Consider the following 24,850-nt stretch of genomic DNA (forward strand, 5'->3'; position numbering starts at 1 on the left):
GTTTGGCTCGGTCGGTGTTTGAGGGGCGTGGCTGTGGTTGGGTGGTTGCTTGGGGTGCCTGGCCGTTCGGGTTTGCTTGGCCCTCTCGGTTTCGTCCGGCTCGCCCCCGAAGCCGACCGGGGCTGTCTGGCGCGGTCGGCTTCGTTCGGGTGGCTTCGGCCGCGGGGCTATTTCGCCACTGCTAGGGCGTCCAAGGCGACTGTGCCGCCGCCCCTTGGCATGACCATCAACGGGTTGATGTCCAACTCGGCTATCTCGTCGCCTAGTTCCAACGCCATGCGTTGTACTCGCATGACCACGTCGACGAGGGCGTCCAGGTCGGCCGGGGGTTGGCCTCGGAGGCCCTGGAGGCATTTGAGGCCGCGGAGTTCGCCGAGCATGCGCTTGACCTCGTAGGCGCCGAACGGCGGGACGCCGATGGCGATGTCGTCGAAGACCTCGACGAAGATGCCGCCGAGGCCGACCGAGACCGTCGGGCCGAACAGGTCGTCGTGGGAGATGCCCACCACCATTTCCACGCCGCGGTCCACCTGTTGGCAGACCAACACGCCCTCCAGGCGTCCCGCGCCCGCCTCCTTGGCCGCGTCGGTGATCTCGCGGTACGCGTCCCGCACCTGGCTCGCCGAGCGCAGGCCCAGTTTGACCAGGCCCAGGTCGCTCTTGTGCGGCAGTTGCGGGCCGCACGCCTTCATCACCACCGGGTAGCCGATCAGCCCCGCCGCCCGCACCGCCGCCGCGGCCGAGGTGACCAGTTGCTCGCGCGGCACCCGGATCCCGTACGTGCGCAGCAGTTGCTTCGCCGAGTGCTCCGACAGCGGCTTGCCCGAGGACAGCAGCCGCTTCGCCTTCGCCGCTGCGGGCGAGGCGGTGCGCGGCACGTCCTCGAACGGGGACGAGTACTGGGTGCGGAAGCGGTGGTAGTCGAAGTAGGCCCGCAGCGCCCGGACGCAGTTGCCGAAGGTGCGGAAGACCACGACCCTGTTCGACTTGAGGAGTATCTCGCGGTAGGCGTCCTCGTCGCCCACCGGCGAACCCCACACCACGCAGACCACCTTGTCGGTCGCCTCCGCCGCGTCCACCAGGTCCTGCGCGAGCCGGTCGCTCATCGGCGGGAACGCGCCGGTGATCGGACAGACCAGCACGCCGATCGCCGGGTCGGCCAAAATCGTGTCGATGATCTTCCGGCCGCGCTCGTCGCCCGCCGGATGCCCGCCGTTGTCCACGGGGTTGGACACGGTCAGATACGGCGGGATCCACTCGTGCAGCTTCTCCTGCGTGGCCCGCTCCAACTGCGGTACGGACAGGCCCTCGGCGGCGGCGAGGTCGGCCATGTGCGCGCCGGTGCCGCCGGAGATCGAGTACACGCACACCCCCTGCGCGAGCGGGGTGCGGGTACGCGCGAACAACTGCGACGTGTCGATGAGTTCGTCGAGGCCGTCGACCCGGGTGACCCCGTACTGGCGGAACACCGCCGAAGCGGTGCGGTCGCCGCCGGTCAGCTTGCCGGTGTGCGACTGGGCCATGCGCGCGCCGGTCTCGGTTCGGCCGACCTTGACCACCACCACCGGTACACCCTGCCGCGCCGCGTGGTCGGCCGCCAGCGCGAAGGTGCGCCCGTCCTTGAACCCCTCGACGTAGGCGGCGATCACCCCGACCTCCTCCTGGTCGGCGAAATGCCGCACGAAGTCCGCGATCTCCAGGTCGGCCTCGTTGCCCACCGGCGCCCAGTGCGAGACCCGAATCCCGATCTCCTGCGCCGCGAAGACCGGTCGACCCTGGTGCCCGCTCTGGGTGATCAGCGCGATCGCGGGACCGTCGAGGTCGGTGCGGAACTCCTCGAACGCGTTCAGGTTCGTGTTCGGCCCGAGCAGCCGCAGCGAACCGCCCGAGGTGAGTTGGGCCAGCCGGGCCTGGGCCTCGGCCCCGGCGTTGCCCGCCTCGGCGAAGCCGGCCGCGAATACGACCGCGAAACCCACGCCGGCGCCCGCCAGTTGCTCCAGCACCTCGGCCGGGTCGCCGACCAGGACGACCGCGAGGTCGACCGGTTCGGGCACCGCCGAGATGTCCGCGTGGCACGGCCGGCCGGCGATGCGTTCGTGCTTGGGGTTGACCGGGAACAACCGAGCGCCGACCCGCTCGGCCCACGCGATCAGCTGTGCGGTGATCCGCGCGCCGGGTCGGCCCTCGGTGTCCGAGGCCCCGATCACCGCCACCGTGCGAGGTCGGAAGAAGCGGTCCAGGTCGGCGGGGCGGAGCGCGAGTGGTCGGCCGGTCACGTCGAGTTCGGCCGACGGATCCGCGTTCGCGGTGACGCTGGTTCGAGTGTGCCCCGGGAAGTGGTGTCCTCTGCTGTCGTGAAGCATCATCGCGCCCGTCCCTTTTTCGATCTTTCGTCGCCGCCAGATCCGATCGAAGCCCGATCGAGGCCGGAATCGAGCTGACGGTTAGTCAGTTAGCTTGCTGATGGGACGTCAGGGCTGTCCACTGTCTCACCGGCCCGGTCCCGACGCATCTGTCCGATCACCTGGACATTTGCTGACTTGGTCAAACATGTTGCGGATATCTGCTGGTCATCGCGCGGTTACTAAACGTCCCCGAAGGACTTTTCCTGCTGGGTCAGGGATCTGCGGTCCACTTTGTCCATGCCGGTCAACGGCAGCGCCGGCACGATGCGGATCGCCTCGGGGAGCTTGTGGGCGGACAGCCGGGTGGCCGCGAATGCGCGCAACGCGGCCAGTGACGGCTCGGATGCGGCACGTGACACCACGACCGCGACCCCTATCTCGCCCATCACCCGACTGGGTCGCGGGATCACCGCGACCGAGGCCACATCGGGATGGTCGAGCAGGACCGCCTCCACCTCCTGCGGATACACGTTGTATCCGCCGCGGATGTACATCTCCGTCATCCGCCCGGTGATCCGCAGGCAGCCGGCCTCGTCGATCCGGCCGAGGTCGCCGGTACGCAGCCTGCCCTCCGCATCGAGAGCCGCGGCGCTCGCCGCGGGGTCGCGCCAGTAGCCCGCCATCACGGCGGGCGATCGCAGGCAGATCTGCCCCTCCTCGCCCGCCGGTCGGATCGCGCCGGTCTTCGGGTCGCGGATGTCCACCTCGGTGCCCGGTCGGGGGCGGCCGACCGTGTACAGCGCCTCGGAGTCGGGGGCGTCGAACGCGGTCAGCGTGCCCAGCCCCCCGGATTCGGTGGAGGAGTAGCGAATCGAGTAGCCCGCCCCGAATCGGGTCCGGGCCTCGTGCACGAGGGGGGCGGGGGACGGCCCGCCTCCGACGATCAGACCGCGCACGTGGGCGAGGTCGTAGCGCTCGAACTCCGGGCGGCCGAGCAGGAGGGAGACCTGCGCGGCGACGCCGCCGAGGTAGGGGATGCGCTCGCGCGCCACCACGCGCAACGCGTCCTGGGCCCGCCAGCGGCCGAGGATGTGCAGGGTCGCGCCGGACTTGAGGTAGCCGGCCAGCTTGGTCATGAAGCCGACGTGCGGCAGGCCGGTGGCGACCAGTTGCGGGCCGCCTTCGCCCCAGCGGTCGCCGGTGTCCATCGCGGTGATCGCGGCGATCTGCCGGGAGGTGAACAGGGCGCCCTTCGGAGTGCCCGTGGTGCCCGAGGTGAATACGACCGTCTCGGGCAGGTCCGGGTCCTGATCCCCCGTCACCGGCGGCGCGGGCGGGATCGCGTCGAGCCGCAACTCGGCCCAGACGTTCGCCGCGTCGGCGGCCGGTACGCAGCGCACGACCTCGGGGCCGGCCGGGATGCCGTCGAGCAGGTCCTCCCCGGCGAGCACCAGGTCCGGCGCGGCGCGCTCCAGGATCGCGGCGCGTTCGGTGGGGGTGTAGCGCGGCCCCACCCCGGTGGTGATCGCGCCGAGTCGGGCCAGGGCGGTGTAGGCGATCACGTACTCGAGCCCGGACGGGAGCACGAGGGCGACCAGATGCCCGGCCCGCACACCGCGTGCGGCCAGGCCCGACGCGACCTGATCGGTGACCGCGTCCAGGCCGCCGTAGGTGAACCCGCTTCCGCCGTGCACGAGGGCCCGCCGCTCGGGAAAGCGTCGGGCGGCCTCACGAAGCACCTGGGCGAGAACGGTCACAACGGGTCCCTTCGGCCTGCGCGCGAAGTATCGGCGTGGGGGGTGGTGTATGCCACACAACACGACACGCCCGGGGTAAGGCGACGTTTCAGAGGTGTGACGAAAGCAATGTTCTAAACGTATGACGGTGTGTCAGATACTGGTGCTCGCGGGCTGCCGGATCGTCAATGGGGCCGACCGGAACTCGGGCCGGGCGACCGATCCGGACCCCGCGCGACATGAGTGTCAAGGAGTTGCGCCACGTGGACGTCGAGTTCAGCGACGAGCAGCAGGAGATTCGCAAAGCGCTACGGGACGTGTTCGATCGGCACAGCGATTCGCCCGCCGTCCGGGCGGTGATGGCCACCGAGACCGGCTACGACGCCGAGGTGTGGCGACGCGTGTGCGAGCAGACCGGGTTGGCCGGTCTCGCGATTCCGGAGCAGTACGGCGGGGTCGGGTTCGGCTTCACCGAGTTGGTGGTGGCGCTGGAGGAGATGGGCCGCGCGCTCTTCCCCTCGCCGTTCCTGGCGTCGTCGGTGCTGACCGCGTACGCGCTCGTGCACGCGGGCGACGAGGCGGCGCGGGCCGAGTACCTGCCGGGGCTGGCCGCCGGTGAGACGCTGGGCGCGCTCGCGCTGGCCGAGCCGGGGCGGCGGGACGTGCGCGCGGTGGAGATGGCGGCGCGGGCCGACGGTGACGGCGACGGGTGGCGCCTGGACGGCGTCAAGACGCACGTGATCGACGGCTTGATCGCGGATCTGATCGTGGTGGGGGCGCGGGTCGATGGCGACTTGGCGCTGTTCGCGGTGGATGGGAACGCCGACGGGCTGACGCGGACGGCGCTGCCGACGCTGGACCAGACGCGCAAGCAGGCTCGGTTGACCTTCGCGGACACGCCCGCCCGGCTGTTGGGCGAGGTCGGCGCGGACGCGGCCCTGGAGCGGGTGCTGGCGCTGGCCGAGATCGCGGTGGCGGCGGAGGCGGTCGGCGGGGCGGCGCGGTGCCTGGAGGCGACCGTGGAGTACACGAAGGGGCGGGTGCAGTTCGGCCGGCCGATCGGGTCGTTCCAGGCGATCAAGCACCGCTGCGCGGATCTGTACGTCGAGGTCGAGACGGCGCGCTCGGCGCTGTACTACGCGGCGTGGGCGGCCGCGGAGGCGGAGGCGTCGGGGCTTGGCTCGCCGGGTGAGCTGGCGGTGATGGCGCCGTTGGCGATGACGACGGCGACCGCGGCGTACCGGCATGTCGCCGAGGAGATGATCCAGTTGCACGGGGGCGTCGGGTTCACGTGGGAGTACGACTGCCACCTGTACCTGAAGCGGGCGATCACCTCGGCGCACTTGCTCGGGGAGCGCGGGTTGCAGCGTGAGCGGATCGCCGCGCTCGCGGGGATCTAGCCGAGGTCGGCTCGCCGTCCTCAAGCGCCGGACGGGCTGGTTTTGCTTGGTTCGGATCCGTGGGTTGCGGTTTAACCCGTTGTCCTCAAGCGCCGGACGGGCTGGGGTTGCTTGGTTCGGATCCGTGGGTTGCGGTTTAACCCGTTGTCCTCAAGCGCCGGACGGGCTGGGTTGCTTGGTTCGGATCCGTGGGTTGCGGGTGAACCCGTTGTCCTCAAGCGCCGGACGGGCTGGGGTTGCTCGGCTTGGGTCCGAGGGTTGGGGCCGCGCCCGGTTGTCCTCGAGCGCCGGACGGCTGGAGTCGGGCCGTCCGGCGTTTGAGGACGCACGGTGCTACCGCGTGGGGGGCTTCTTGCCTGTGACGCCCATGTAGACCAGCGTGGAGAGTGCCGGGCGGACGTCCTTCATCTTGATGTTCCAGGATTCGAAGCCCTTCTGGTGGCCGGCCACCGCCGCCAGCATGGCGACCAGCGTGCCCGCCATCGCGTTGGCGTGCACCTCCTCGCCGACCTTGCCCTTGGCCTGCATGTTCTCGATCGCCTCGGTGAGCGAGCCGGTGACCGCCGTGAGGATCTTCTGGCGCACCTTGTAGAAGCGCTTGTCGCCCTCGGCCGACGCGAGGTCGACGACGCGCAGGATCGGCTCGTAGTCCCGCCAGAACTCCAGGAATCCGTCGGCCAGGGCCTCGGCGGCGGCGTAGCCGCCCTTGCCCGCCCAGCTCTGGTCCTCGGCGAGGGTCTTCAGCCGCTGGCCGTCCTTGGCCATGTCGTTGGCGATCTCCAGGATCGCGCTCTCGACATCCTGGAAGTACTGGTAGAAGGTGGCGGGAGAGGTGCCTGCCATACGGGCGACGTCGATGACCTTGACGTCCCGGTACGGAGACGTGTCGAGCATCTCGCGGAGGCAGTCGAGCAGCTTTTGCCGCGTCGCCTGTCCGCGTCGCCCGGCGACGCGGCCGTCGACGGTGCGAACTTGTCCTGTCATGCCGTCAGTTTACGGGCGCATGATCCGTACCGCTGTCCGCCGCACGGAGGAAAGCGGGCATTTCCCCGCCGCCGTGCATGAGCAGTTCCGCTCCGCTGACGTACCGTGACATCGGCGACGCGAGGAACAGACATACGTCCGCCACATCGCTCGGATCGGCCATGCGTCCGAGCGGGATGGTGTCCGCGACGCGCTGTACGCCGGCCTCGTCCCCGTAGTGCAGGTGGGCCTGTTCGGTCCGGACCAGGCCCACGACCACCGAGTTGAGGCGGATCTTCGGCGCCCACTCGACCGCGAGCGAGCGGGTGAGCGAATTCATCCCGGCCTTGGCCGCGCCATAGGCCGCGGTGCCCGGTGAGGGGCGTACGCCGCTCACGCTGGAGATGTTCACGATCACCCCGCCGGTTTCCTGACGGTGCATCAAGCGGTGGGCGGCCTGGGCGAAATACAGCGGGCCGAGCAGGTTCAGCTCGATGATCGCGCGGGAGAAGCGCGGCGACGCGGTGGCCGCGTCGGTCTGCGGCGCGCCGCCCGCGTTGTTCACCAGCACGTCGAGCCGGCCGAACCGCTCCTCCGCGAACGCCACCGCCGCGAACGCGGTGTCGGGGTCGCGCACGTCGGCCGGGGTGAACACCGCGCCGCGTTCGCCGACGCTCGGCAGCGTGTCCGGCGCCTGGCGCGAACACACCACCACGTCGGCGCCGGCGGCCAGGAAACGTTCGCTGATGCCCCGTCCGATGCCCTTGCCGCCACCGGTGACGAGGACGACGCGTCCGCCCATGTCGAGCGGGTCGGTGGCGGAGGTCATGGCGGCTCCCGGAGGTCTGCGGTGTCGTGGGCGCCACGCTCGGTTCGTCTGGCGTGGGTCGCTCGGGGTCAACTATGGTGGCAGAAATCTGACGATCAGTCAGATCGGGTGGTGATGTGCCTCTCACGACCGGACGGCCGCGTCGGCCGCACCCGCCGGTACCGGGCGCATGACCGGCCGATCCGACGCACGCGGCCGAATGGATCTGGTTGCCATGGCTATCCGTTACGAGGTGCGTGAGGGCATCGCCGAGGTGGTGCTCGACGCACCCCCCGTCAACGCGCTCACCGTCGCCGGCTGGTTCGAACTCGCGGACCGGCTCCGCGAGGCGAGCCGCGACCGGCAGGTCCGGGTCGTGGTGCTCCGGGCCGAGGGACGCGGCTTCAACGCCGGCGTCGACATCAAGGAGATGTCGAACACTGAGGGCTTCGACGCGCTCGTGGGGGCCAACAAGGGCTGCTACGACGCGTTCGCGGCGGTGTACGACTGCGAGGTACCGGTGATCGCCGCCGTACACGGGTTCTGCGTCGGCGGCGGCGTCGGCCTGGTCGGCAACGCGGACATCGTGATCGCCTCGCACGACGCGTTCTTCGGCCTGCCCGAGGTGGACCGCGGTGCGCTCGGCGCGGCTACCCACCTGGCCCGGCTCGTCCCGCAGCACCGCATGCGGCAGATGGTCTACACGTCGGAGAACGCCCCGGCGGCCGAACTGCACGCGTACGGCTCCATCTACAAGCTGGTCGACCGGGACAAGCTGGTCGAGACCGCGTTCGAGGTCGCCCGCACGATCGCGGCCAAGAGCCCGACGGTGATCCGCGCCGCGAAGGCGTCGCTGAACGGCATCGACCCGGTCGACGTCAAGCGCTCGTACCGCTACGAGCAGGGCTTCACGTTCGAGCTGAACCTGACCGGCGTGTCGGACGAACTGCGCGACGCCTTCACCGAGGGCCGCGAAGCGGACACCTCGAAGTGACGCGGACCTCGAACCAGAGACGGGAGCAACCATCCATGGCCGACAAGCGCATGACGCCCGATCAGGTCGTCGCACGACTCTCCGACGGAATGACCGTCGGGATCGGCGGGTGGGGGTCGCGGCGCAAGCCGATGGCCCTGGTCCGGGCGATTCTGCGATCCGACCTGAAGGACCTGACCATCGTCTCGTACGGCGGTCCCGACGTCGGACTGCTCGCCCGCGCCGGCAAGGCGCGCAAGCTCGTCTACGCGTTCGTCTCGCTCGACTCGATCCCGCTGGAGCCCAACTTCCGCCACGTCCGGGAGAATGGTCTGGTCGAGGCGGTCGAGTACGACGAGGGCATGTTCCTCACCGGGCTGCGCGCCGCCGCCCAGCGGCTGCCGTTCCTGCCCACCCGCGCGGGCCTGGGCTCGGACATCCTCACCGTCTCGCCGCACCTGAAGACGATCGAATCGCCCTACGACGACGAGACGTTGGTCGCGATGCCCGCGCTGAACCTGGACGTCGCGCTGATCCACGCCAACGTCGCCGACGAGCGCGGCAATGCCGCGCTGACCGGCCCGGACCAGTTCATGGACGACCTGTTCTGCCTGGCGGCGGAGAAGGCGTACGTCTCGGCGGAGCGCGTGGTGCCGAGCGAGGAACTGCTCAAGGCGGCGGGCTGTGTGCACACGCTGACCGTGCACCGCTACATGACGCACGGCGTGGTCGAGGCGCCGAACGGGGCGCACTTCACCGAGTGTCCGCCGGAGTACGGCCGTGACGAGGCGTTCCAGAAGGCGTACGCGACGGCCGCCGCCGACCCCGAGGCGTGGGCCGCGTTCGAGCAGCGCTTCCTGAAGGTCGAGAGCGAAGCGGCGTACCAGGCCGCCGTCGCGGAGTTCGCGAAGGAGAACGCCAAGTGAGCACCGACACCCTGACCGACGCGACGCGCGCCGACGTGTGCGTGGCCGCCGTCGCGGACTGCTTCCGCGGCGACGGCGAGATCATCGGCAGCCCGATGGGCACCATCCCCACCATCGGCGCCCGGCTGGCCCGCGCCACCTTCGAGCCGGACCTGATGTTGTCCAACGGCGAGTCGTACTTCTTCGAGGGCGACGCCCGACTGGGGGCCAAGCCCGACGAGTTCGCCGTGGTCGGCTGGATCCCGTACCGCCAGGTGCTCGACGTGCTCGCGTCCGGGCGCCGGCACGTGATGATGGGCCCGGTGCAGATCGACGCGCACGGCAACGCCAACATCTCCGCGATCGGCGACTGGGCAAGGCCCAAGCGCCAGGTGCTCGGTTCGCGCGGCGGGCCGGGCAACACGATCAACCACACCACCAGTTACTGGATCCCCAAACACTCGGCGCGGGTGCTCACGCCGAAGGTGGACATGGTCTCCTGCGTCGGCTACGACCGGGCCGCGGCGACCGGATCGGCGGGTCGTTTCCACGAGATCCGACGGGTCGTCACCAACCTGTGCGTGCTCGACTTCGAGACCGACACCAAGGTCATGCGGCTGCGGTCGGTGCACCCCGGGGTGAGCGTCGACGAGGTGGTCGAGGCGACCGGCTTCGAACTGGTGGTCCCGGCCGAGGTGCCCACCTCGCGGGTGCCGTCGGACGAGGAACTGCGCATCGTGCGCGAGGTGTTGGACCCGCGCGGAATGCGGCTGCGCGAGGTGCCGGCGTGAGCGGGGCGGACGGCGTGGGCGGAGCGGCAGCCCGCCCGCACCCGGCCCTGCGCAACGGCTTCACCGCGAAGTTCGGCGTCGAGTACCCGATCGTGCAGACCGGCATGGGCTACGTGTCCTACCCGAGCCTGGTCGCGGCCACCGCCGAGGCGGGAGGTCTGGGCATCCTGGCCTCGGCCACGATGACCTACGAGGAATTGGTCGCGGCGATCGCGGCGGTGAAGAAGCGCACCGCCAAGCCGTTCGCGGTCAACCTGCGCGCGGACGCGCCGGACGCGGCCGAACGGATCGACCTGATGGGCCGCGAGGGCATTCGTGTCGCGTCGTTCGCGCAGGCGCCGAAGAAGGACCTGATCGCCCGGGCGCACGACCTCGGCATGCTGGTGGTGCCCTCGATCGGGGCCAAGCGGCACGCGCAGAAGGTCGCCGAGTGGGGCGTCGACGGAGTGATCGTGCAGGGCGGCGAGGGCGGCGGCCACACCGGCTCGATCCCGACCACGCTGCTCCTGCCGCAGGTCACCGACGTGCTCCGGGGCAGCGACGTCACGGTGATCGCGGCCGGCGGCTTCTTCGACGGGCGCGGCCTGGTCGCGGCGCTCGCGTACGGCGCCGACGCGATCGCGATGGGCACCCGCTTCCTGCTCACCTCGGACAGCCCCGTGGGCAACGCGGTCAAGGACGTCTACCTCGCCACGGACGTCAACGGCACGGTGGTGTCCAAAGAGGTGGACGGCGTCCCGCACCGGGTGCTGGCCACCGACTTCGTCAAGCGGCTCGAACAGCGCTCGGTGCTCGCCCGCTATCCGCGCTCGATCGCCAACGCGCTGCGGTTCCGCAAGCTCAGCGGCGCCAAACTCACCGACATGGCCCGCGAGGGCCTGGCGATGAAGAAGTCGCAGGGGTTGAGCTGGCCGCAGGTGCTGATGGCGGCCAACACGCCGATGCTGCTCAAGGCCGCGATGGTGGACGGCCGACCGGACCTGGGCGTGATGGCCTCCGGCCAGGTGGTCGGGGTGATCGAAGACCTCCCCTCGTGCGCGGAGTTGATCGACCGGATCACCGCGCAGGCGAGCGGGATCCTGTACGAGCTGGAGGCCGCCCGGGTCTGACCTGGTGCCACCCCCACCGCCGGCACCGCCCCTCGTGGGCGGTGCCGGCGGCATGTCCGGCCGTATTGGGCCGAGTTCGCCGGAAACGACCCCGCCTCGCCGTCGCCCCTCGCCGGTTTGGGGGTGGGTCTGGACCCACCCCTGCTCGGGGTCCCGGCGCAGTGTTCCGCGACCGGTCGGCCGACAGACTCGAACTGTCAGCGGGAAGCAGAGCGCATTCAAGAGGGGACCTGACAATGGCCAAGCAGCCGGCGACCGTTCGCGTCGCACGATGGAGCGCCACCCATCCGTGGCGGGCGATCACCATGTGGATCGCGTTCGTCGCCATCTGCCTGGTCGTCGGCGGTGCGGCGGGCACCGAGAAGACCACCAAGGCCGACATGCGCACCGGCCAGTCCGGCCGGGCCGACGCGATCGCCAAGCAGTACGGTCTGGACGGCGCGGCGAGCGAGAACGTGCTGATCACCGCGAAGAGCGGCGCGCTGGACCGGACCGCGGCGAACAAGATCGCGGCCGAGGTCACCACCAAGCTGAAGGCACTGCCCGAGGTCGCCGAGGTCGCCGAGCCGATCCCGGCCACGAACGGCAAGGCGCTCCTTGTGCCGCTCACCATGAAGGGTGACGCCGAGAAGGCCAAGGACCACATCGACCCGTTGCTGAAGGCGACGGCGAGCGTCCAGAAGGAACACCCCGACCTGCGGGTCGAGGAGATCGGTGACGCCTCGCTCGGCAAGGGCATCGAGGATCAGATCGCCGAGGACCTCGGCAAAGCCGAACTGTTCAGCCTGCCGATTACGTTGGTCATCCTGATGGTCGCGTTCGGCGCGATGATCGCCGCCGCGGTGCCGGTGCTGTTGGCCATCTCCGCCGTGGGTGCCTCGATCGGCCTGTACGGCCTCGCCTCCACGCTCGTGCCCGACGCGGGCACCGTGTCCAGCATCATTCTGATGATGGGCATGGCGGTCGGCGTCGACTACTCGCTCTTCTACGTCAAGCGCGAGCGTGAGGAGCGGGCCAAGGGCCGCGGCCGGATCGACGCGATCGAGATTGCCGCCGCCACCTCCGGACACGCCGTGGTGGTCTCCGCGATCGCGGTGATCGTCTCGATGGCCGGCATGTACATCGCCGACGACGCGATCTTCTCCAGCCTGGCCACCGGCGGCATCATCGTGGTCGCGGTCGCCATGGTCGGCTCGCTCACCGTGCTGCCCGCGCTGCTCGCCAAGCTGGGCAACAAGATCGACCGGCCCCGGGTGCCGATCCTGTGGCGGCTGACCGCCCGCGCGGACCGCGAGCCGCGCGTGTGGAAGGCCATGCTGCGCCCGGCGCTGAACCACCCCAAGGCCACTCTGCTCGTGTCGGTGATCGCCCTCGGCGCGCTGGCCCTGCCGGCCTTCGACATGAAGCTGCAGAACACCTCCGACGACGACTTCCCCCGCTCGATGGCCACGATGCAGACCTACGACCGGATGACCGACGCCTACCCGAGCAAGCACAGCCCGTACAACCTGATCGCCCTCGCCCCGGCCGGCAAGGAGAAGGAGACCCGCGCCGCGCTGGACAAGGCGATCGCGCAGACCCGCACCAACCCGCTGTTCGCCAAGGACCCGGTCGAGGTGCTGGTCTCCCAGGACGGCCGCGCGTTCAAGGCCGACGTGATCGTGCCGCACATCTCCAGCTCCAAGGAGGCCAAGACGGCGCTGAAGCAACTGCGGGACACCGTGCTGCCGAACACCGTCGGCACCGTGGCGGGAGCGGAGTTCGCGGTCTCCGGCGAGACGGCGCTGAACAAGGACTTCGCCGACCACGTGCAGGACAAGTTGCCGCTGGTGATCGGCTTCGTGCTGCTGCTGACCTTCGTGATGATGTCGGTGACGTTCCGCTCGGTGGTGGTCGCGCTCACCGCTATCGCGATCAACCTGCTCTCCGCGCTGGCCTCCTTCGGCTTCCTGGTCGTGGTCTTCCAGCACACCTGGGCCGAGAAGTACCTGGACTTCCACTCCAGCGGCGCGATCATCTCCTGGCTGCCGCTGTTCCTGTTCGTGGTCCTGTTCGGCCTGTCGATGGACTACCACGTCTTCGTGGTCAGCCGGATCCGCGAGGCGGCCATGCAGGGGATGTCCACCAAGGCCGCGGTCGAGCGCGGCATCACCAGCTCGGCCGGCGTGATCACCAGCGCGGCGATCGTGATGGTCTCGGTCTTCGGGGTCTTCGGCACGCTGAGCATGCTCGACATGAAGCAGATGGGCGTCGGCCTGGCCGCCGCGGTCCTGATCGACGCGATCGTGGTCCGGATCGTGATCCTGCCCTCGCTGATGACCATCCTGGGCCGGGCCAACTGGTGGCCCAGCCGCGTCCCGCGCGTCCACGCCCCGCAGCAGGTCGCCCAGTACCCGACGTACGAGCGCCAGGGATACCAGCGGCAGTTCTGATCCGGCACCTCCCCCCAGCGAGCGCGGCCACCGTTCCCCCCGGTGGCCGCGCTCCTTCGCGTGTGCCCGGCGAAGCGCGCGGGCGGAAGGGGGTCAGCCCAGGCGTTCGATGATGGTGACGTTGGCCTGGCCGCCGCCCTCGCACATGGTCTGCAGGCCGTAGCGGCCTCCGGTGCGCTCCAGGTGGTGCAGCAGGGTGGTCATCAGGCGGGCGCCGGTGGCGCCGAGCGGGTGGCCCAGGGCGATCGCGCCGCCGTTGGGGTTGACCTTCTCGTGCGGGGCCTTGATGTCCTTCATCCAGGACAGCACCACCGGTGCAAACGCCTCGTTGATCTCGACCGCGTCGATGTCGTCGATGCCCAGGCCGCACTTGGCGAAGGCGTACTCCGTGGCCGGGATCGGTGCGGACAACATCTCGATCGGGGACGCGCCGCGCACGCTCATGTGGTGGATCCGGGCCCGCGGGGTGAGGCCGTAACGCTTCAGCGCCCGCTCCGAGACGATCAGCAGCGCCGCCGCCCCGTCGGAGATCTGCGACGCGACGGCGGCGGTCATCCGGCCGCCCTCCATCAGCACTTTCAGCTCCGCCATCTTCTCCAGGGTGGTGCCCCGGCGCGGCGGCTCGTCGACCGCGACCACGGTGCCGTCCACGTCGATCGGCGCGATCTCCTTCTCGAACCACCCGTTGTCGATCGCGTGGATCGCCCGCTCGTGCGACGCGAGCGCGAAGTGCTCCATCTCCTCGCGGGAGATGTCCCACCGCTTCGCGATCAGCTCGGCGCCGTGGAACTGGTCGACGGGCTCGTCGCCGTAGCGCGCCGCCCAGCCCTTGGAACCGGAGAACGGGTCGGTGAACCCGAGCGGCTTCGCCGAGGTCATCGCCGCGCCGATCGGGATCTGGTTCATGTTCTGCACGCCGCCGGCGATCACCACGTCCTGGGTGCCGGACAGCACGCCCTGCGCGGCGAAGTGGATCGCCTGCTGCGAGGAGCCGCACTGCCGGTCGATGGTGACCCCGGGCACCGCCTCGCTGTAGCCGGCGGCGAGCCACGCGGTACGGGCGATGTCGCCCGCCTGCGGGCCGATGGTGTCCACGCAGCCGAAGACCACGTCCTCGACCACGTCCGGGTCGATGCCGCTGCGCTCGACCAGCGCGGTGAGGGCGTGCGCGCCCAGGTCGGCCGGATGCACCCCGGACAGGCTGCCCTTCTTGCGGCCGACCGGCGTACGGACCGCGTCGACGATGTATGCCTCGGCCACTGGGGCCTCCTTCGATCTCGTTGTTTCCGCGGACGACCCGCCTCGGTCCGCGTGTTCGATCACACGCCGCGCACGCTGTCGCCACACCGCGTACAGCAGCTAACCTGACGACCCGTCAGTTATGCTACCCGTGTCCGACCGGGTTTCGACCTGTGTGTCCTCGGTCTCACACCCGTCGAGGGAGTCGCCCAGTGGATCTCGAATTCACCGAGCAGGAGCAGGAGTTCCGCCGGGAGGCGCGCGCGTGGCTGACCGCCAACGTGCCCGCCGAGCGCCTGCCGTCGATGGACACCCGCGAGGGCTTCGAGGCCCACCGCGCGTGGGAGCGCAAGCTCTTCGACGCGCGCTGGGCGGTGGTGTCCTGGCCCCGGGAGTACGGCGGCCGCGAGGCGGGGCTGACCGAGTGGCTGATCTTCGAGGAGGAGTACTACCGCGCCGGCGCCCCCGGCCGGGTCAGCCAGAACGGCATCTTCCTGTTCGCCCCGACGCTCTTCGAGTTCGGCACCAGGGAGCAGCAGGACCGCTACCTGCCCGCGATGGCCGCCGGCGAGGAGATCTGGGTCCAGGGCTGGTCCGAGCCCGAGGCCGGATCCGACCTGGCCAACGTGCGCTCGCGCGCGGAGCGGGACGAGGAGCGCGGCGGCTGGCGGCTCAGCGGCCAGAAGATCTGGAGCTCGCGCGGCACCTGGGGACACCGCCTGTTCGGCTTGTTCCGTACCGACCCGCAGGCGCAGCGACACCGCGGCCTGACCTACTTCATGGTCGACCTCGCCGCCGAGGGCGTGACGGTGCGGCCGATCCCGCAGCTCGACGGCGAGCCGGGCTTCGCCGAGGTCTTCCTCGACGACGTCTTCGTCCCCGATGCCGACGTGCTCGGCGGGGTGGACGAGGGCTGGAAGATCATGATCGCCACCACCGGCAGCGAGCGCGGCCTCAACCTGCGCAGCCCGGGCCGCTTCGCGGCCCCCGCGAACCGGCTGATCGAGCTGTACAAGCGCGACCCGCGCCCGGCCGAGCGGGACGCGGTGGTGCGGGCCTGGATGGACGCCGACGCGTACCGGCTGTTCACCTTCGGCACGGTCACCAAACTCCAGGCGGGCGGTGCGATCGGCGCCGACTCCTCGATCAACAAGGTCTTCTGGTCCGAGATGGACGTCGAGCTGCACGCGACCGCGCTGCGCCTGCTCGGCGAGGCGGGCGAACTGGACGACGGCGACGGCGGCTGGCTGGACGGGTTCCTGTTCGCGCTGGGCGGCCCGATCTACGCCGGCACCAACGAGATCCAGCGCAACACGATCGCCGAGCGCATCCTCGGCCTGCCCCGAGCGAAGTAGAAGGGTTCCGACGATGCGCCTCGCATACACCGAAGACCAGGAACTGTTCCGCGACACCGTCCGTGACTTCCTCGCCGACCGGTGCACCACGGCGGACGTGCGCGCCGCGTGGGCCGCCGACACCGCGATCTCCGCGCGCTGGGTCGAACTCGCCAAGGTCGGCGTGACCGGCATCGTGGTCCCGGAGGAGCACGACGGCCTGGGCATGGGCGACGAGGAACTGGCCGCCGTGCTGGTCGAGGCCGGCCGGGCCGCGCTGCCCGAACCGCTGCTCGAATCCGCGGTCGCGGCCGGGCTGTTCGCCGAGTTCGCGCCCGACGCCGGGTGGTTGGCCGAGATCGCGGCCGGTCGGGCGGCGGCCTCCGTGCTGCTGCCCGGGCAGCGCCTCGCGGTCGAGGCGGCGGCCGCCGACGTCCTGGTGATCGGCCTGGCCGACGGCGACCTGCACGTGGCGACGCCGGCCGACTGCGTACTGACCGCGCAGCGCTCGGTCGACCGCAGCCGCAAGCTCTTCACGGTCGACTTCACGCCGACCGCACGCACCCTGGTGGCCTCGGACACCCAGCGTGCACTGGCCCGCGCGGCGGACCGGGGCGCGCTCGGCGCCGCGGCGCAACTGCTCGGCCTGACCCGGCGGATGCTGGACACCACCGTCGAGTACGCCAAGCAGCGGGTCCAGCGCGGCGTGCCGATCGGCTCGCACCAGTCGGTCCAGCACCACCTGGCCAACGTGCTGATCAAGCTGGAGTTCGCCCGCCCCGTGGTGCTGCGCGCGGCCTACTCGCTGGCCCGCGACCTGCCCTCTGCGGCCCGTGACGTGTCGATGGCGAAGATCTACGCGGGCGAGGCGGCCGACCTCGCGGCCCGCAACTGCCTCCAGGTGCACGGCGCGATCGGCTACACCGAGGAACACGACCTGCACCTGTTCATGAAGCGCGCCTGGGCGCTGGGCACCGCGTGGGGCGACGCGGGGGTGCACCGCGACCGGATCGCGGCGGACCTGCTCGGCGACGCGCCTGCCCCGCCCACACCCGCGTTCTGACCCGCCCCTTGGACTGACGACGTTTCAGGCGGCCGTCGTCACGCGCGAACGCCCCCGGTTCCCTGGTGGAACGGGGGCATTCGTGTTTCCGGAGCGGTGGCCGCGTCCCCGGATCACGTGGCCTCAGCGCACCCGGAACTCCTTGCTGCGGCTCTGGAACAGCCCGGCCTGCTCGGACCAGTCCAGGTTGCCCAGTTCGATCAGGTGCGGGGCCATGGTCAGGGCCTGCGCGCGGGTCAGGTCGCGGGCCGCCCAGATCGCGCGGATCGAGCCCTGGACGCCGTGCGGGGGATAGGAGGCGATGGTCTCGGCGGCCCAGCGGGCGGTGTCGAGCAGGTCCGCGGCGGGCACGACCTGCGAGACCAGGCCCGTCTCGTACGCCCGCCGGGCGCTCATCCGCTCGGCGTTGCCGAGCAGGGTGAGCCGCATGACCTCGCCGAGCGGCATGCGCTGCGCCAGGTGCATCGACTCGAACCCGGAGACCATGCCGTACGTGGTGTGCGGGTCGAAGAACGTCGCCCCCTCCGCCGCGATCGCGAACTCGCACTCGCCCAGCAGGTAGAACGCGCCGCCGCAGGCCATCCCGTTGACCGCGACGATCACCGGTTTCCACAGGTCGGAGAACTTCGGGCCGACCCGGAGCATCGGGTCGTCCATCATGTACGGCGACGACGGCTGCGGGATGTCCACACCGCGGTCGATGCCCGTGCAGAACGCCTTGTCGCCCGCGCCGGTGAGCACCACGCAGCGCACGTCGTCGTCGTGCCGCAGGTCCCGCCACAACGTGTGCAACTCGTCGATCATGGTGATGTCGAACGCGTTGTGCCGGTCCGGGCGGTTCAACGTCACCCACGCGACGCCGTTCTCCTGCTCGTAGCCCAGCGTCTCGAACTTGCGCATAGCTCAGCCCTCAATCATCGGTCGCCACCGCTTCGCGGTGGTGTGCGTCTCGATCGCCGCGATGCCGCTTCCCTCGCCGCCATGATCTGACGTACCGTCAGGTTCAATCAACCTCTGGCCTCTCCGGGAGCGATCATGCAAGGGGACCTCGAGTGGGGCAGCATTCCTGCTCTCGTCGACAGCGCGGCGGACCGCTTCGGTGACCGTGAGGCCGTGGTGGACGGCAATGTACGGGTCACCTACACCGAACTGCGGGACCGCGTCCGGCGCGCCGCGGCCGCCGCCATCGCGGCCGGCGTCGGCAAGGGCGACCGGGTCGGCGTCTGGGCGCCGAACTCGCTGGACTGGATGGTGGCCGCGCTCGGCGCGCTCACCGCCGGCGGCGTCGTGGTGCCGATGAACACCCGGTACAAGGGCGCCGAGGCCAAGTACGTGCTGGCCAAGACGCACGCCAGGCTGCTGTTCGTCTCGGGCACCTTCCTCGGCTCGTCCTATGTCGCGATGTTGCGCCAGGCGGCCGGCGGCGCCGCCGAGGGCCGGCCCTTCGCGGACCTGCCGGACCTGGGCCGGGTGGTCGTACTCGCGGACACCGCGCCGGACGACTGCGTCTCGTGGGCCGACTTCCTCGCCGGCGGCGAGGGGATTCCCGCCGCCGAGGTGGACGCCCGCAAGGCGAGCGTGGCCCCGGACGACACCGGCGACATCATCTTCACCTCGGGCACCACCGGCGCGCCCAAGGGCGTGATGACCACGCAGGCACAGACGTTGCGGGTGTTCGATACCTGGGCGTCGGTGGTCGGCGTCACCGAGGGCGACCGGTATCTCGTGGTCAGCCCCTTCTTCCACACCTTCGGGTACAAGGCCGGGATCATCGCGAGCCTGATCAAGGGCGCCACGCTGATCCCGCAGGCGGTCTTCGACGCGGATGCCACGATGGCGCTGATCCAGCAGGAGAAGGTCACGGTGCTGCCGGGCGCGCCGACCATCTACACCTCGCTGCTGGACGCGGTGGCGCGGGAGGGGGCGAGCGGCTACGACCTGTCCTCGCTGCGGCTCGCGGTCACCGGGGCGGCGGCGGTGCCGCTGTCCCTGGTCACCCGGATGGCCGAGGAACTGGGCTTCGACTCGGTGCTCACCGCGTACGGGCTGACCGAGTCGTGCGGCACCGCCACGATGTGCCGCCAGGGGGACTCGGCCGAGACCATCTCGTCCACCTCGGGCCGGGCCATCCCGGGCGTCGAGGTGATCACGGCGGACGCGGACGGCAAGCCGACTGCGGTCGGCGAGTCGGGCGAGGTGTGGGTGCGCGGATACAACGTGATGACGGGCTACTTCGAAGACGCCGAGGAGACCGCGAAGGCGGTGGACGCGGACGGCTGGCTGCACACCGGCGACGTGGGCGTCCTGGACGAGCAGGGCAACCTGCGGATCACCGACCGGATCAAGGACATGTTCATCGTCGGCGGCTTCAACGCCTATCCGGCGGAGATCGAGTCGGTCCTGGCGGGGCACCCGGCGATCTCGGAGGCCGCGGTGGTCGGCGTCCCGGACGCGCGGATGGGCGAGGTCGGCAAGGCCTACCTGCTGCTGCGTCCCGGTGCCGAGGCCACCGCCGACGAGATCATCACGTTCTGCCGCCGCGAGATGGCCAACTACAAGGTGCCGCGCACGGTCGAGTTCGTCACCGAACTTCCCCGCAACCCGGGTGGCAAGGTCCTGAAGTTCGAACTCCGGGCCAGGGCGGCCGAAGAGGCGGCCCGCCGCTGAACCCGCGCGCGCCCGCCGAGCCGCCGGTCCTCGGGGCCGAGCGGCCGGCGGCTCGGCGGGCGGCGCAACGGCAAAACGCCCGTGTCGACCGAGGTCGAGCACGAGCGTCAGGCGGATGAAAACCTACGAGGTGGGCTCCCTGCGCCGGCATTGTCCGTTCAGGTGCTAGGGGTCGCCTTCCGGTCCATCGGACTTTCGGGCCTCTCAGCCTGACCGTCGGACCTCGGTCAACCGCTCCGAAGCCGCTGTTCGGTCCAGCTCCCTCGCTCGCCCCGTAGGCTTCTTTCAGGATACTTCCGTTCAAACCGGACAACAAGGGGTTTGCCGAACGGATCGTCGGCCGGCGCCTATCTCCCTTCGAACTCCGCCGACCGGCGGGCGGCCTTGGCCGCGTAGCCCGCCACCGAGTCGTCCGACACCAGGGTGAGGGCCGCCGACATCGCCGTCAGGCCGAGGGCCGCGTCCAGGTTGGCGTCGGCGAAGGTGTCGATGCTGCGTTTGATGCCCTGTACGGCCAGCGGTGCGTTGGCCGCGATCTCCTCGGCCACGGCCCGTGCGGCCTTGTCCAGGTCGGCCGCCGGCACCACCTCCTGGACCAGGTTCAACCGGGCGGCCAGCGCCGCGTCGATCCGTCGCCCGGTCAGCGACAGCAGCTTGGCCCACCCGGCGCCGGCCTCGCGGGCGATGCGGATGTCGCCGCCGGCGTCCACCGCGACCCCGATCTGCGCCTCGGGCAGCGCGAACCGCGCGTCGTCGGCCGCGATCCGGATGTCGGCCATCAGCGCCAACTCGAACCCGAAGCCCAGGCAGTAGCCCTGCACGCCCGCCACCACCGGCTGCGGCAGCCGCGCGAAGGCGCGAAACCGCTCGTGTACCCAGCGCAGACCCTCGTAGTAGTTGCGGGTGCGCTCCGCCCCCGAGCGCCCGGTGATCGCACCGCCGGGCGCGGTCACGTCGATGCCCGCGCAAAACGCCCGCCCCTCGGCCCGCAGCAGGACCACCCGGATCCGCTCGTCGAAGCGGATCCGGTCGGCCATGATGCCCAACTGCCGGGTCGCCTCCCAGCTCCACGCGTTCAACTTCTCCGGCCGGCACAGGGTCAACGACGCGATGCCGGTGCCTTCGTCGACCTCCAGGCGCATGCGTTCCTCGGCCGCGTCGATGCTCGGGTCGGTGGTGTTGATCACGGTCCGGTTCCTCCTGGAGCGGTCTTTCGGCCTTGTCTGACGACCCGTTAGATCGGAGTATGTGACACGCGTTCGGCACAGTCCATCGATGTCCGTCGATCTCGCCCGACCACTTTTCTCCGAGCCCCCACTCGACCCCTCTCGCACTTTCGGAGGCACTCCCATGGCCGCGATCCTGCCCCCGGGCACCCTGCACGTCGGCATGCAGTTGCCCATCCAGTCGCAGAGCCGGCTGTACGCGGAAGCCTGGGAGGACGGCGCCGGACCCGACGAACTCGCCGCGCTCGCCCGCGCCTGCGACCGGGCCGGCTTCGCCTACATCGCGGTCTGCGACCACACCGCGATCCCGCGCAGCCACGCCGGCGCGATGGGCACCGAGTGGTGGGACACGATGACCACGCTCGGCTGGCTCGCCGGGGTCACCGAGCGGATCCGGCTGATCAGCCACGTGTCGGTGCTCGCCTACCGGCACCCGATGATGTCCGCCAAGGCGTTCGCCACGCTGGACCGGATCTCGAAGGGCCGGGCCATCGTCGGCGCCGGCGCGGGCCACGTCGAGGCCGAGTTCGAGATGCTCGGCGTCGACTTCAAGACCCGGGGCAGGGCGCTGAACGAGGCACTGGAACTGCTCGACCTGGCGCTGCGCGAGGAGTACGTGACCTTCGCCGGGCAGCACTGGCGGGTGGACGACATGGGCGCCCGGCCGCGTCCGGTGCAGACTCCCCGTCCGCCGATCTGGATCGGCGGCTCGGCGGGCGCCGCGCTCAAGCGGGTGGCCAGGTACGGCGACGGCTGGCTGCCGCAGGGCAGCCCGCGCGAGACCTACCCGGCGCAGCTTGCCGAACTGCGGCGCTACCGGGAGGAGTTCGGCCGTGCGGACGAGCGCCTCGACATCGGCGCGATTCCCGAGATGATCTACGTCGGCGAGGCCGGCTGGGACGTCGGCGCCCACACCCTCACCGGGAGCGCGGACAAGATCGCCGAGTCGCTGCGCTGGTACGGCGAGCAGGGCGCGAACCAGATCCAGGTCCGCTTCCGCAGCCGGGACCTGGCCGAACTGCTGGACCAGATCGCCCGGTTCGCCGCCGAGGTGGCTCCCCACCTGTCCTGACGCACCATCAGTCCCGTTCTTCGAAAGGTCTTCGCATGGGCAAGCTGGACGGCAGGGTGGTCCTGATCACCGGCGCGGCACGCGGACAGGGTGTGGCGGAGGCCCGCCTGTTCGCGGCCGAGGGCGCGCGGGTGGTCCTCGGCGACATCCTCGACGAGGCGGGTGAGGCGGCGGCGAAGGAGATCGGCGACGCTGCGCGCTACGTCCACCTGGACGTGTCGAGCGAGGACGACTGGCGGCGGGCGGTGGAGGCCTCCGTCGCCGCGTTCGGCCGGCTCGACGGACTGGTCAACAACGCCGGGATCCTGGCCTTCGAGCCGATCGAGGAGATGTCCCGGGAGGCATATCTGCGGATCGTCGAGGTGAACCAGCTCGGTACGTTCCTGGGCATGAAGGCGGCGCTGCCCGCGATGCGGGCGGCCGGCGGCCCGGGCACGATCGTGAACATCGCCTCCTACGCGGGCCTGGCCGGCATGGAGGGCCTGGTCGCGTACGCCTCGACCAAGGGCGCGGTCCTGGCGATGACCCGGGTGGCCGCCCTGGAGGCCGCCCCGCACATCCGGGTCAACGCGATCTGCCCGGGCGGCGTCCGTACTCCGATGACCAATCCCGGGGACATCGAGGGCCTGCCCTCCCGGCCGCCCGCCCCGGGCGAGCCGGACCCGGTGAGCGAGGTCTTCGGCGGCATACCTCTGGCCCGCATCGGCGAGCCCGACGAGATCGCCACCGCGGCGCTGTACCTCACCGGGCCCGACAGTTCCTACACGACCGGCACCCACATCGTCGTCGACGGCGGCTGGATGGCCGGCGTGAAGCTCTTCTGATGCCGTTGGCGGCGCATCAGGATATGCCTCTGGAGCATATCTCGGGTGAGCCCCGTCTCATCCCGTGCGGACCCCTGGCGACCCCCGATATCTGACGTACCATCAGCTTCGTGGAGCGGCCGGACCACGCGTGCGGACGGCGTGCGCCGGCCGCGTGCGCAGGCAACACCGAGGGCAGCGACACCGAGGGCAGAGGAGCTTCGCCATGCTGGACCACGTCATCACCGGAGCCACCGTCGTCGACGGGACGGGCGCGCCGTCCTTCCTGGGTGACGTGGGCATCAGGGACGGCCGCATCGTCGCGGTCACCCCCGCCGGCGGCATCACCGAGGAAGCCGCGAGCACCGAGAACGCCGAGGGCCTGGTCCTGGCTCCCGGCTTCGTCGACCCGCACACCCACTACGACGCCCAGCTGCACTGGGACCCGTACGCCACCCCCTCGGTCAACCACGGCGTGACCACGATCATCGGCGGCAACTGCGGCTTCACCCTCGCGCCGCTCAAGGCCGAGGACGCCGACTACACGCGCCGGATGATGGCCAAGGTCGAGGGCATGGCGCTGCCCGCGCTGGAGAACGGCGTGGACTGGAGCTGGGAGACCTTCGCCCAGTACCTGGACAAGCTGGAGGGCCGGATCGCGGTGAACGCGGGCTTCATGGCCGGCCACTGTGCGATCCGCCGCTACGTGATGGGCGCCGACTCGGTCGGCAAGGAGGCCACGCCCGAGCAGGTCGCGGCGATGGTGGCGGAACTGGGCAAGGCGATGGAGGCCGGCGCGCTCGGCTTCTCCACCGGCCAGTCCAACCACACCGACGGCGACGGCAACCCGGTGCCCTCGCGGCATGCCACGCCCGCCGAGATCCTGGCGCTGTGCGAGGAGGTCGGCAAGCACGAGGGCACCCAGCTCGAAGTCATCGTGACCGGCTGTCTGGACAAGTTCTCCGACGACGAGATCGACCTGCTGGTCAAGATGACCACCACGGCCGGCCGCCCGATGAACTGGAACGTGCTCACCGTCGACTCGGCCGCGCCCGACCGCGCGCCCCGGCAGATCCACGCGTCGGAGAAGGCCAAGGAGGCGGGCGGGCGGATCGTGATCCTGACCATGCCGGTCCTGGTCCCGATGAACATGTCGTTCCTGACCTACTGCGCGCTGAACCTGATCCCGGGCTGGGGCCCGATCCTGTCCCTGCCGGTGCCCGAGCGGATCGCCAAGCTGCGCGACGCCGACGTGCGCGCACAGATGTTGCGCAACGCGGACAGCCCCGAGGCGGGCGTCTTTCGCCGACTGGCCGACTTCGGCCGCTACGTGATCGGCGACACCTACTCCGAGGCGAACGAGGGCCTGTCGGGGCGGGTGGTCGCCGACATCGCCAAGGAGCGCGGCCAGGACGACTTCTGGACGCTGATCGAGATCTGCATCAACGACGACCTGCGCACGGTGTTGTGGCCGATGCCCACCGACAACGACCAGGCGTCGTGGGACCTGCGGCAGCAGGTGTGGGACAACGAGCACGTGATCCTGGGCGGCTCGGACGCCGGCGCGCACCTGGACCGCATGTGCGGCGCGACCTACACCACCCGCTTCCTCGGCGACATGCTGCGCGGGCGCAAGCTGGTGTCGTTGGAGCGCGCGGTGCAGATGCTCACCACCGAGCCCGCCGAACTCTTCGGCCTCAAGGACCGCGGCCGAATCGCCGAGGGTTTCCACGCCGACCTGGTCCTGTTCGACCCGGCCACGGTCGGCTCCGGCCCGGCCCGCCTGATGCACGACCTGCCCGGCGACAGCCCGCGCCTGACGAGCGAGTCCACCGGCGTGGTCAGCGTCCGCGTCAACGGTGTGGAAACCATCCGCGACGGCCAAACCACCGGCGCCGCCAACGGCACCCTGCTGCGCAGCGGCAAGGACACGCGCACGGTTTCGGTCTGACCGCCCCGAGACCCGGCGGCGTACGGGGGTCCT

General features: G+C 70.6%; 19 protein-coding genes. 12 read left to right on the forward strand and 7 right to left on the reverse strand.

All coding sequences use genetic code 11. The features are described from left to right. Window positions 1–167 precede the first annotated feature (167 nt). Together B4N89_RS16980 and B4N89_RS16985 are read right to left on the reverse strand one after the other, a co-directional pair. Window positions 168–2,363, reverse strand: a complete 2,196-nt coding sequence (locus tag B4N89_RS16980; protein ID WP_078979414.1) for an acetate--CoA ligase family protein — start codon at window positions 2,361–2,363, stop codon at window positions 168–170. A 221-nt stretch (window positions 2,364–2,584) separates the two neighbouring features. Next, the gene (locus B4N89_RS16985; protein ID WP_078976669.1) at window positions 2,585–4,102 is read right to left on the reverse strand and encodes a class I adenylate-forming enzyme family protein; all 1,518 of its coding nucleotides are present in this window, start codon (window positions 4,100–4,102) and stop codon (window positions 2,585–2,587) included. A gap of 218 nt (window positions 4,103–4,320) precedes the next feature. Here B4N89_RS16985 and B4N89_RS16990 point away from each other — a divergent pair, with 218 nt between their 5' ends. Beyond that, window positions 4,321–5,481 (forward strand): acyl-CoA dehydrogenase family protein, encoded by a 1,161-nt coding sequence (locus B4N89_RS16990; protein WP_235618655.1) that lies wholly within the window; start codon window positions 4,321–4,323, stop codon window positions 5,479–5,481. Window positions 5,482–5,814: 333 nt separating this feature from the next. Here B4N89_RS16990 and B4N89_RS16995 read toward each other — a convergent pair whose 3' ends face one another. After that, window positions 5,815–6,465 (reverse strand): TetR/AcrR family transcriptional regulator, encoded by a 651-nt coding sequence (locus B4N89_RS16995; protein ID WP_078976670.1) that lies wholly within the window; start codon window positions 6,463–6,465, stop codon window positions 5,815–5,817. Window positions 6,466–6,469: 4 nt separating this feature from the next. After that, window positions 6,470–7,273, reverse strand: coding sequence for an SDR family oxidoreductase (locus B4N89_RS17000; RefSeq protein ID WP_078976671.1), 804 nt, complete (start codon window positions 7,271–7,273; stop codon window positions 6,470–6,472). Between the two features lie 214 nt (window positions 7,274–7,487). Between B4N89_RS17000 and B4N89_RS17005 the strand changes: the two genes are divergently transcribed. From B4N89_RS17005 to B4N89_RS17025, 5 genes are all read left to right on the forward strand, one after another. Then, window positions 7,488–8,246: an enoyl-CoA hydratase family protein gene (locus B4N89_RS17005; RefSeq protein WP_235618656.1), complete on the forward strand. Its 759-nt coding sequence runs from the start codon at window positions 7,488–7,490 to the stop codon at window positions 8,244–8,246. Window positions 8,247–8,281: 35 nt separating this feature from the next. After that, the gene (locus tag B4N89_RS17010; RefSeq protein ID WP_078976673.1) at window positions 8,282–9,151 is read left to right on the forward strand and encodes a CoA transferase subunit A; all 870 of its coding nucleotides are present in this window, start codon (window positions 8,282–8,284) and stop codon (window positions 9,149–9,151) included. Then, window positions 9,148–9,921 carry a CoA-transferase subunit beta gene (locus tag B4N89_RS17015; RefSeq protein WP_078976674.1) on the forward strand — a complete coding sequence of 258 codons (774 nt, stop codon included), beginning with the start codon at window positions 9,148–9,150 and terminating at the stop codon, window positions 9,919–9,921. The genes B4N89_RS17010 and B4N89_RS17015 overlap by 4 nt, the downstream gene beginning before the upstream one ends. After that, window positions 9,918–11,030, forward strand: coding sequence for an NAD(P)H-dependent flavin oxidoreductase (locus tag B4N89_RS17020; protein ID WP_414646370.1), 1,113 nt, complete (start codon window positions 9,918–9,920; stop codon window positions 11,028–11,030). The genes B4N89_RS17015 and B4N89_RS17020 overlap by 4 nt, the downstream gene beginning before the upstream one ends. A 236-nt stretch (window positions 11,031–11,266) precedes the next feature. Beyond that, window positions 11,267–13,462, forward strand: coding sequence for an MMPL family transporter (locus B4N89_RS17025; protein WP_078976675.1), 2,196 nt, complete (start codon window positions 11,267–11,269; stop codon window positions 13,460–13,462). A gap of 93 nt (window positions 13,463–13,555) precedes the next feature. Here B4N89_RS17025 and B4N89_RS17030 read toward each other — a convergent pair whose 3' ends face one another. Then, entirely contained in the window at window positions 13,556–14,722 is a 1,167-nt protein-coding gene (locus B4N89_RS17030; RefSeq protein WP_078976676.1) for an acetyl-CoA C-acetyltransferase, read from the reverse strand. A gap of 191 nt (window positions 14,723–14,913) precedes the next feature. On the opposite strand from B4N89_RS17030, the gene B4N89_RS17035 reads away from it, so the two are divergent. Both B4N89_RS17035 and B4N89_RS17040 read left to right on the forward strand, forming a co-directional pair. Next, window positions 14,914–16,056 carry an acyl-CoA dehydrogenase family protein gene (locus B4N89_RS17035; RefSeq protein WP_078976677.1) on the forward strand — a complete coding sequence of 381 codons (1,143 nt, stop codon included), beginning with the start codon at window positions 14,914–14,916 and terminating at the stop codon, window positions 16,054–16,056. A 13-nt stretch (window positions 16,057–16,069) separates the two neighbouring features. Next, entirely contained in the window at window positions 16,070–17,098 is a 1,029-nt protein-coding gene (locus tag B4N89_RS17040; RefSeq protein ID WP_078976678.1) for an acyl-CoA dehydrogenase family protein, read from the forward strand. Window positions 17,099–17,221: 123 nt separating this feature from the next. Here the strand turns inward: B4N89_RS17040 and B4N89_RS17045 are convergent, their stop codons facing one another. Then, complete coding sequence (locus B4N89_RS17045; protein ID WP_078976679.1) at window positions 17,222–17,998, reverse strand: enoyl-CoA hydratase/isomerase family protein; 777 nt, start codon at window positions 17,996–17,998, stop codon at window positions 17,222–17,224. Between the two features lie 135 nt (window positions 17,999–18,133). Between B4N89_RS17045 and B4N89_RS17050 the strand changes: the two genes are divergently transcribed. Further along, window positions 18,134–19,765, forward strand: a complete 1,632-nt coding sequence (locus B4N89_RS17050) for a FadD3 family acyl-CoA ligase (protein WP_078976680.1) — start codon at window positions 18,134–18,136, stop codon at window positions 19,763–19,765. 347 nt (window positions 19,766–20,112) lie between these two features. Here B4N89_RS17050 and B4N89_RS17055 read toward each other — a convergent pair whose 3' ends face one another. Beyond that, the gene (locus B4N89_RS17055; protein WP_078976681.1) at window positions 20,113–20,952 is read right to left on the reverse strand and encodes an enoyl-CoA hydratase/isomerase family protein; all 840 of its coding nucleotides are present in this window, start codon (window positions 20,950–20,952) and stop codon (window positions 20,113–20,115) included. Between the two features lie 163 nt (window positions 20,953–21,115). Between B4N89_RS17055 and B4N89_RS17060 the strand changes: the two genes are divergently transcribed. The 3 genes from B4N89_RS17060 to B4N89_RS17070 all read left to right on the forward strand — a co-directional run bounded on the left by B4N89_RS17060 (window position 21,116) and on the right by B4N89_RS17070 (window position 24,817). Then, window positions 21,116–22,063, forward strand: a complete 948-nt coding sequence (locus B4N89_RS17060; protein WP_078976682.1) for a TIGR03619 family F420-dependent LLM class oxidoreductase — start codon at window positions 21,116–21,118, stop codon at window positions 22,061–22,063. A gap of 35 nt (window positions 22,064–22,098) precedes the next feature. Then, entirely contained in the window at window positions 22,099–22,887 is a 789-nt protein-coding gene (locus B4N89_RS17065; protein ID WP_078976683.1) for a glucose 1-dehydrogenase, read from the forward strand. Window positions 22,888–23,041: 154 nt separating this feature from the next. Further along, window positions 23,042–24,817 carry an N-acyl-D-amino-acid deacylase family protein gene (locus B4N89_RS17070; RefSeq protein ID WP_268812514.1) on the forward strand — a complete coding sequence of 592 codons (1,776 nt, stop codon included), beginning with the start codon at window positions 23,042–23,044 and terminating at the stop codon, window positions 24,815–24,817. Window positions 24,818–24,850: the final 33 nt, after the last annotated feature.

This window comes from Embleya scabrispora (assembly GCF_002024165.1).
Classification (GTDB): domain Bacteria; phylum Actinomycetota; class Actinomycetes; order Streptomycetales; family Streptomycetaceae; genus Embleya; species Embleya scabrispora_A.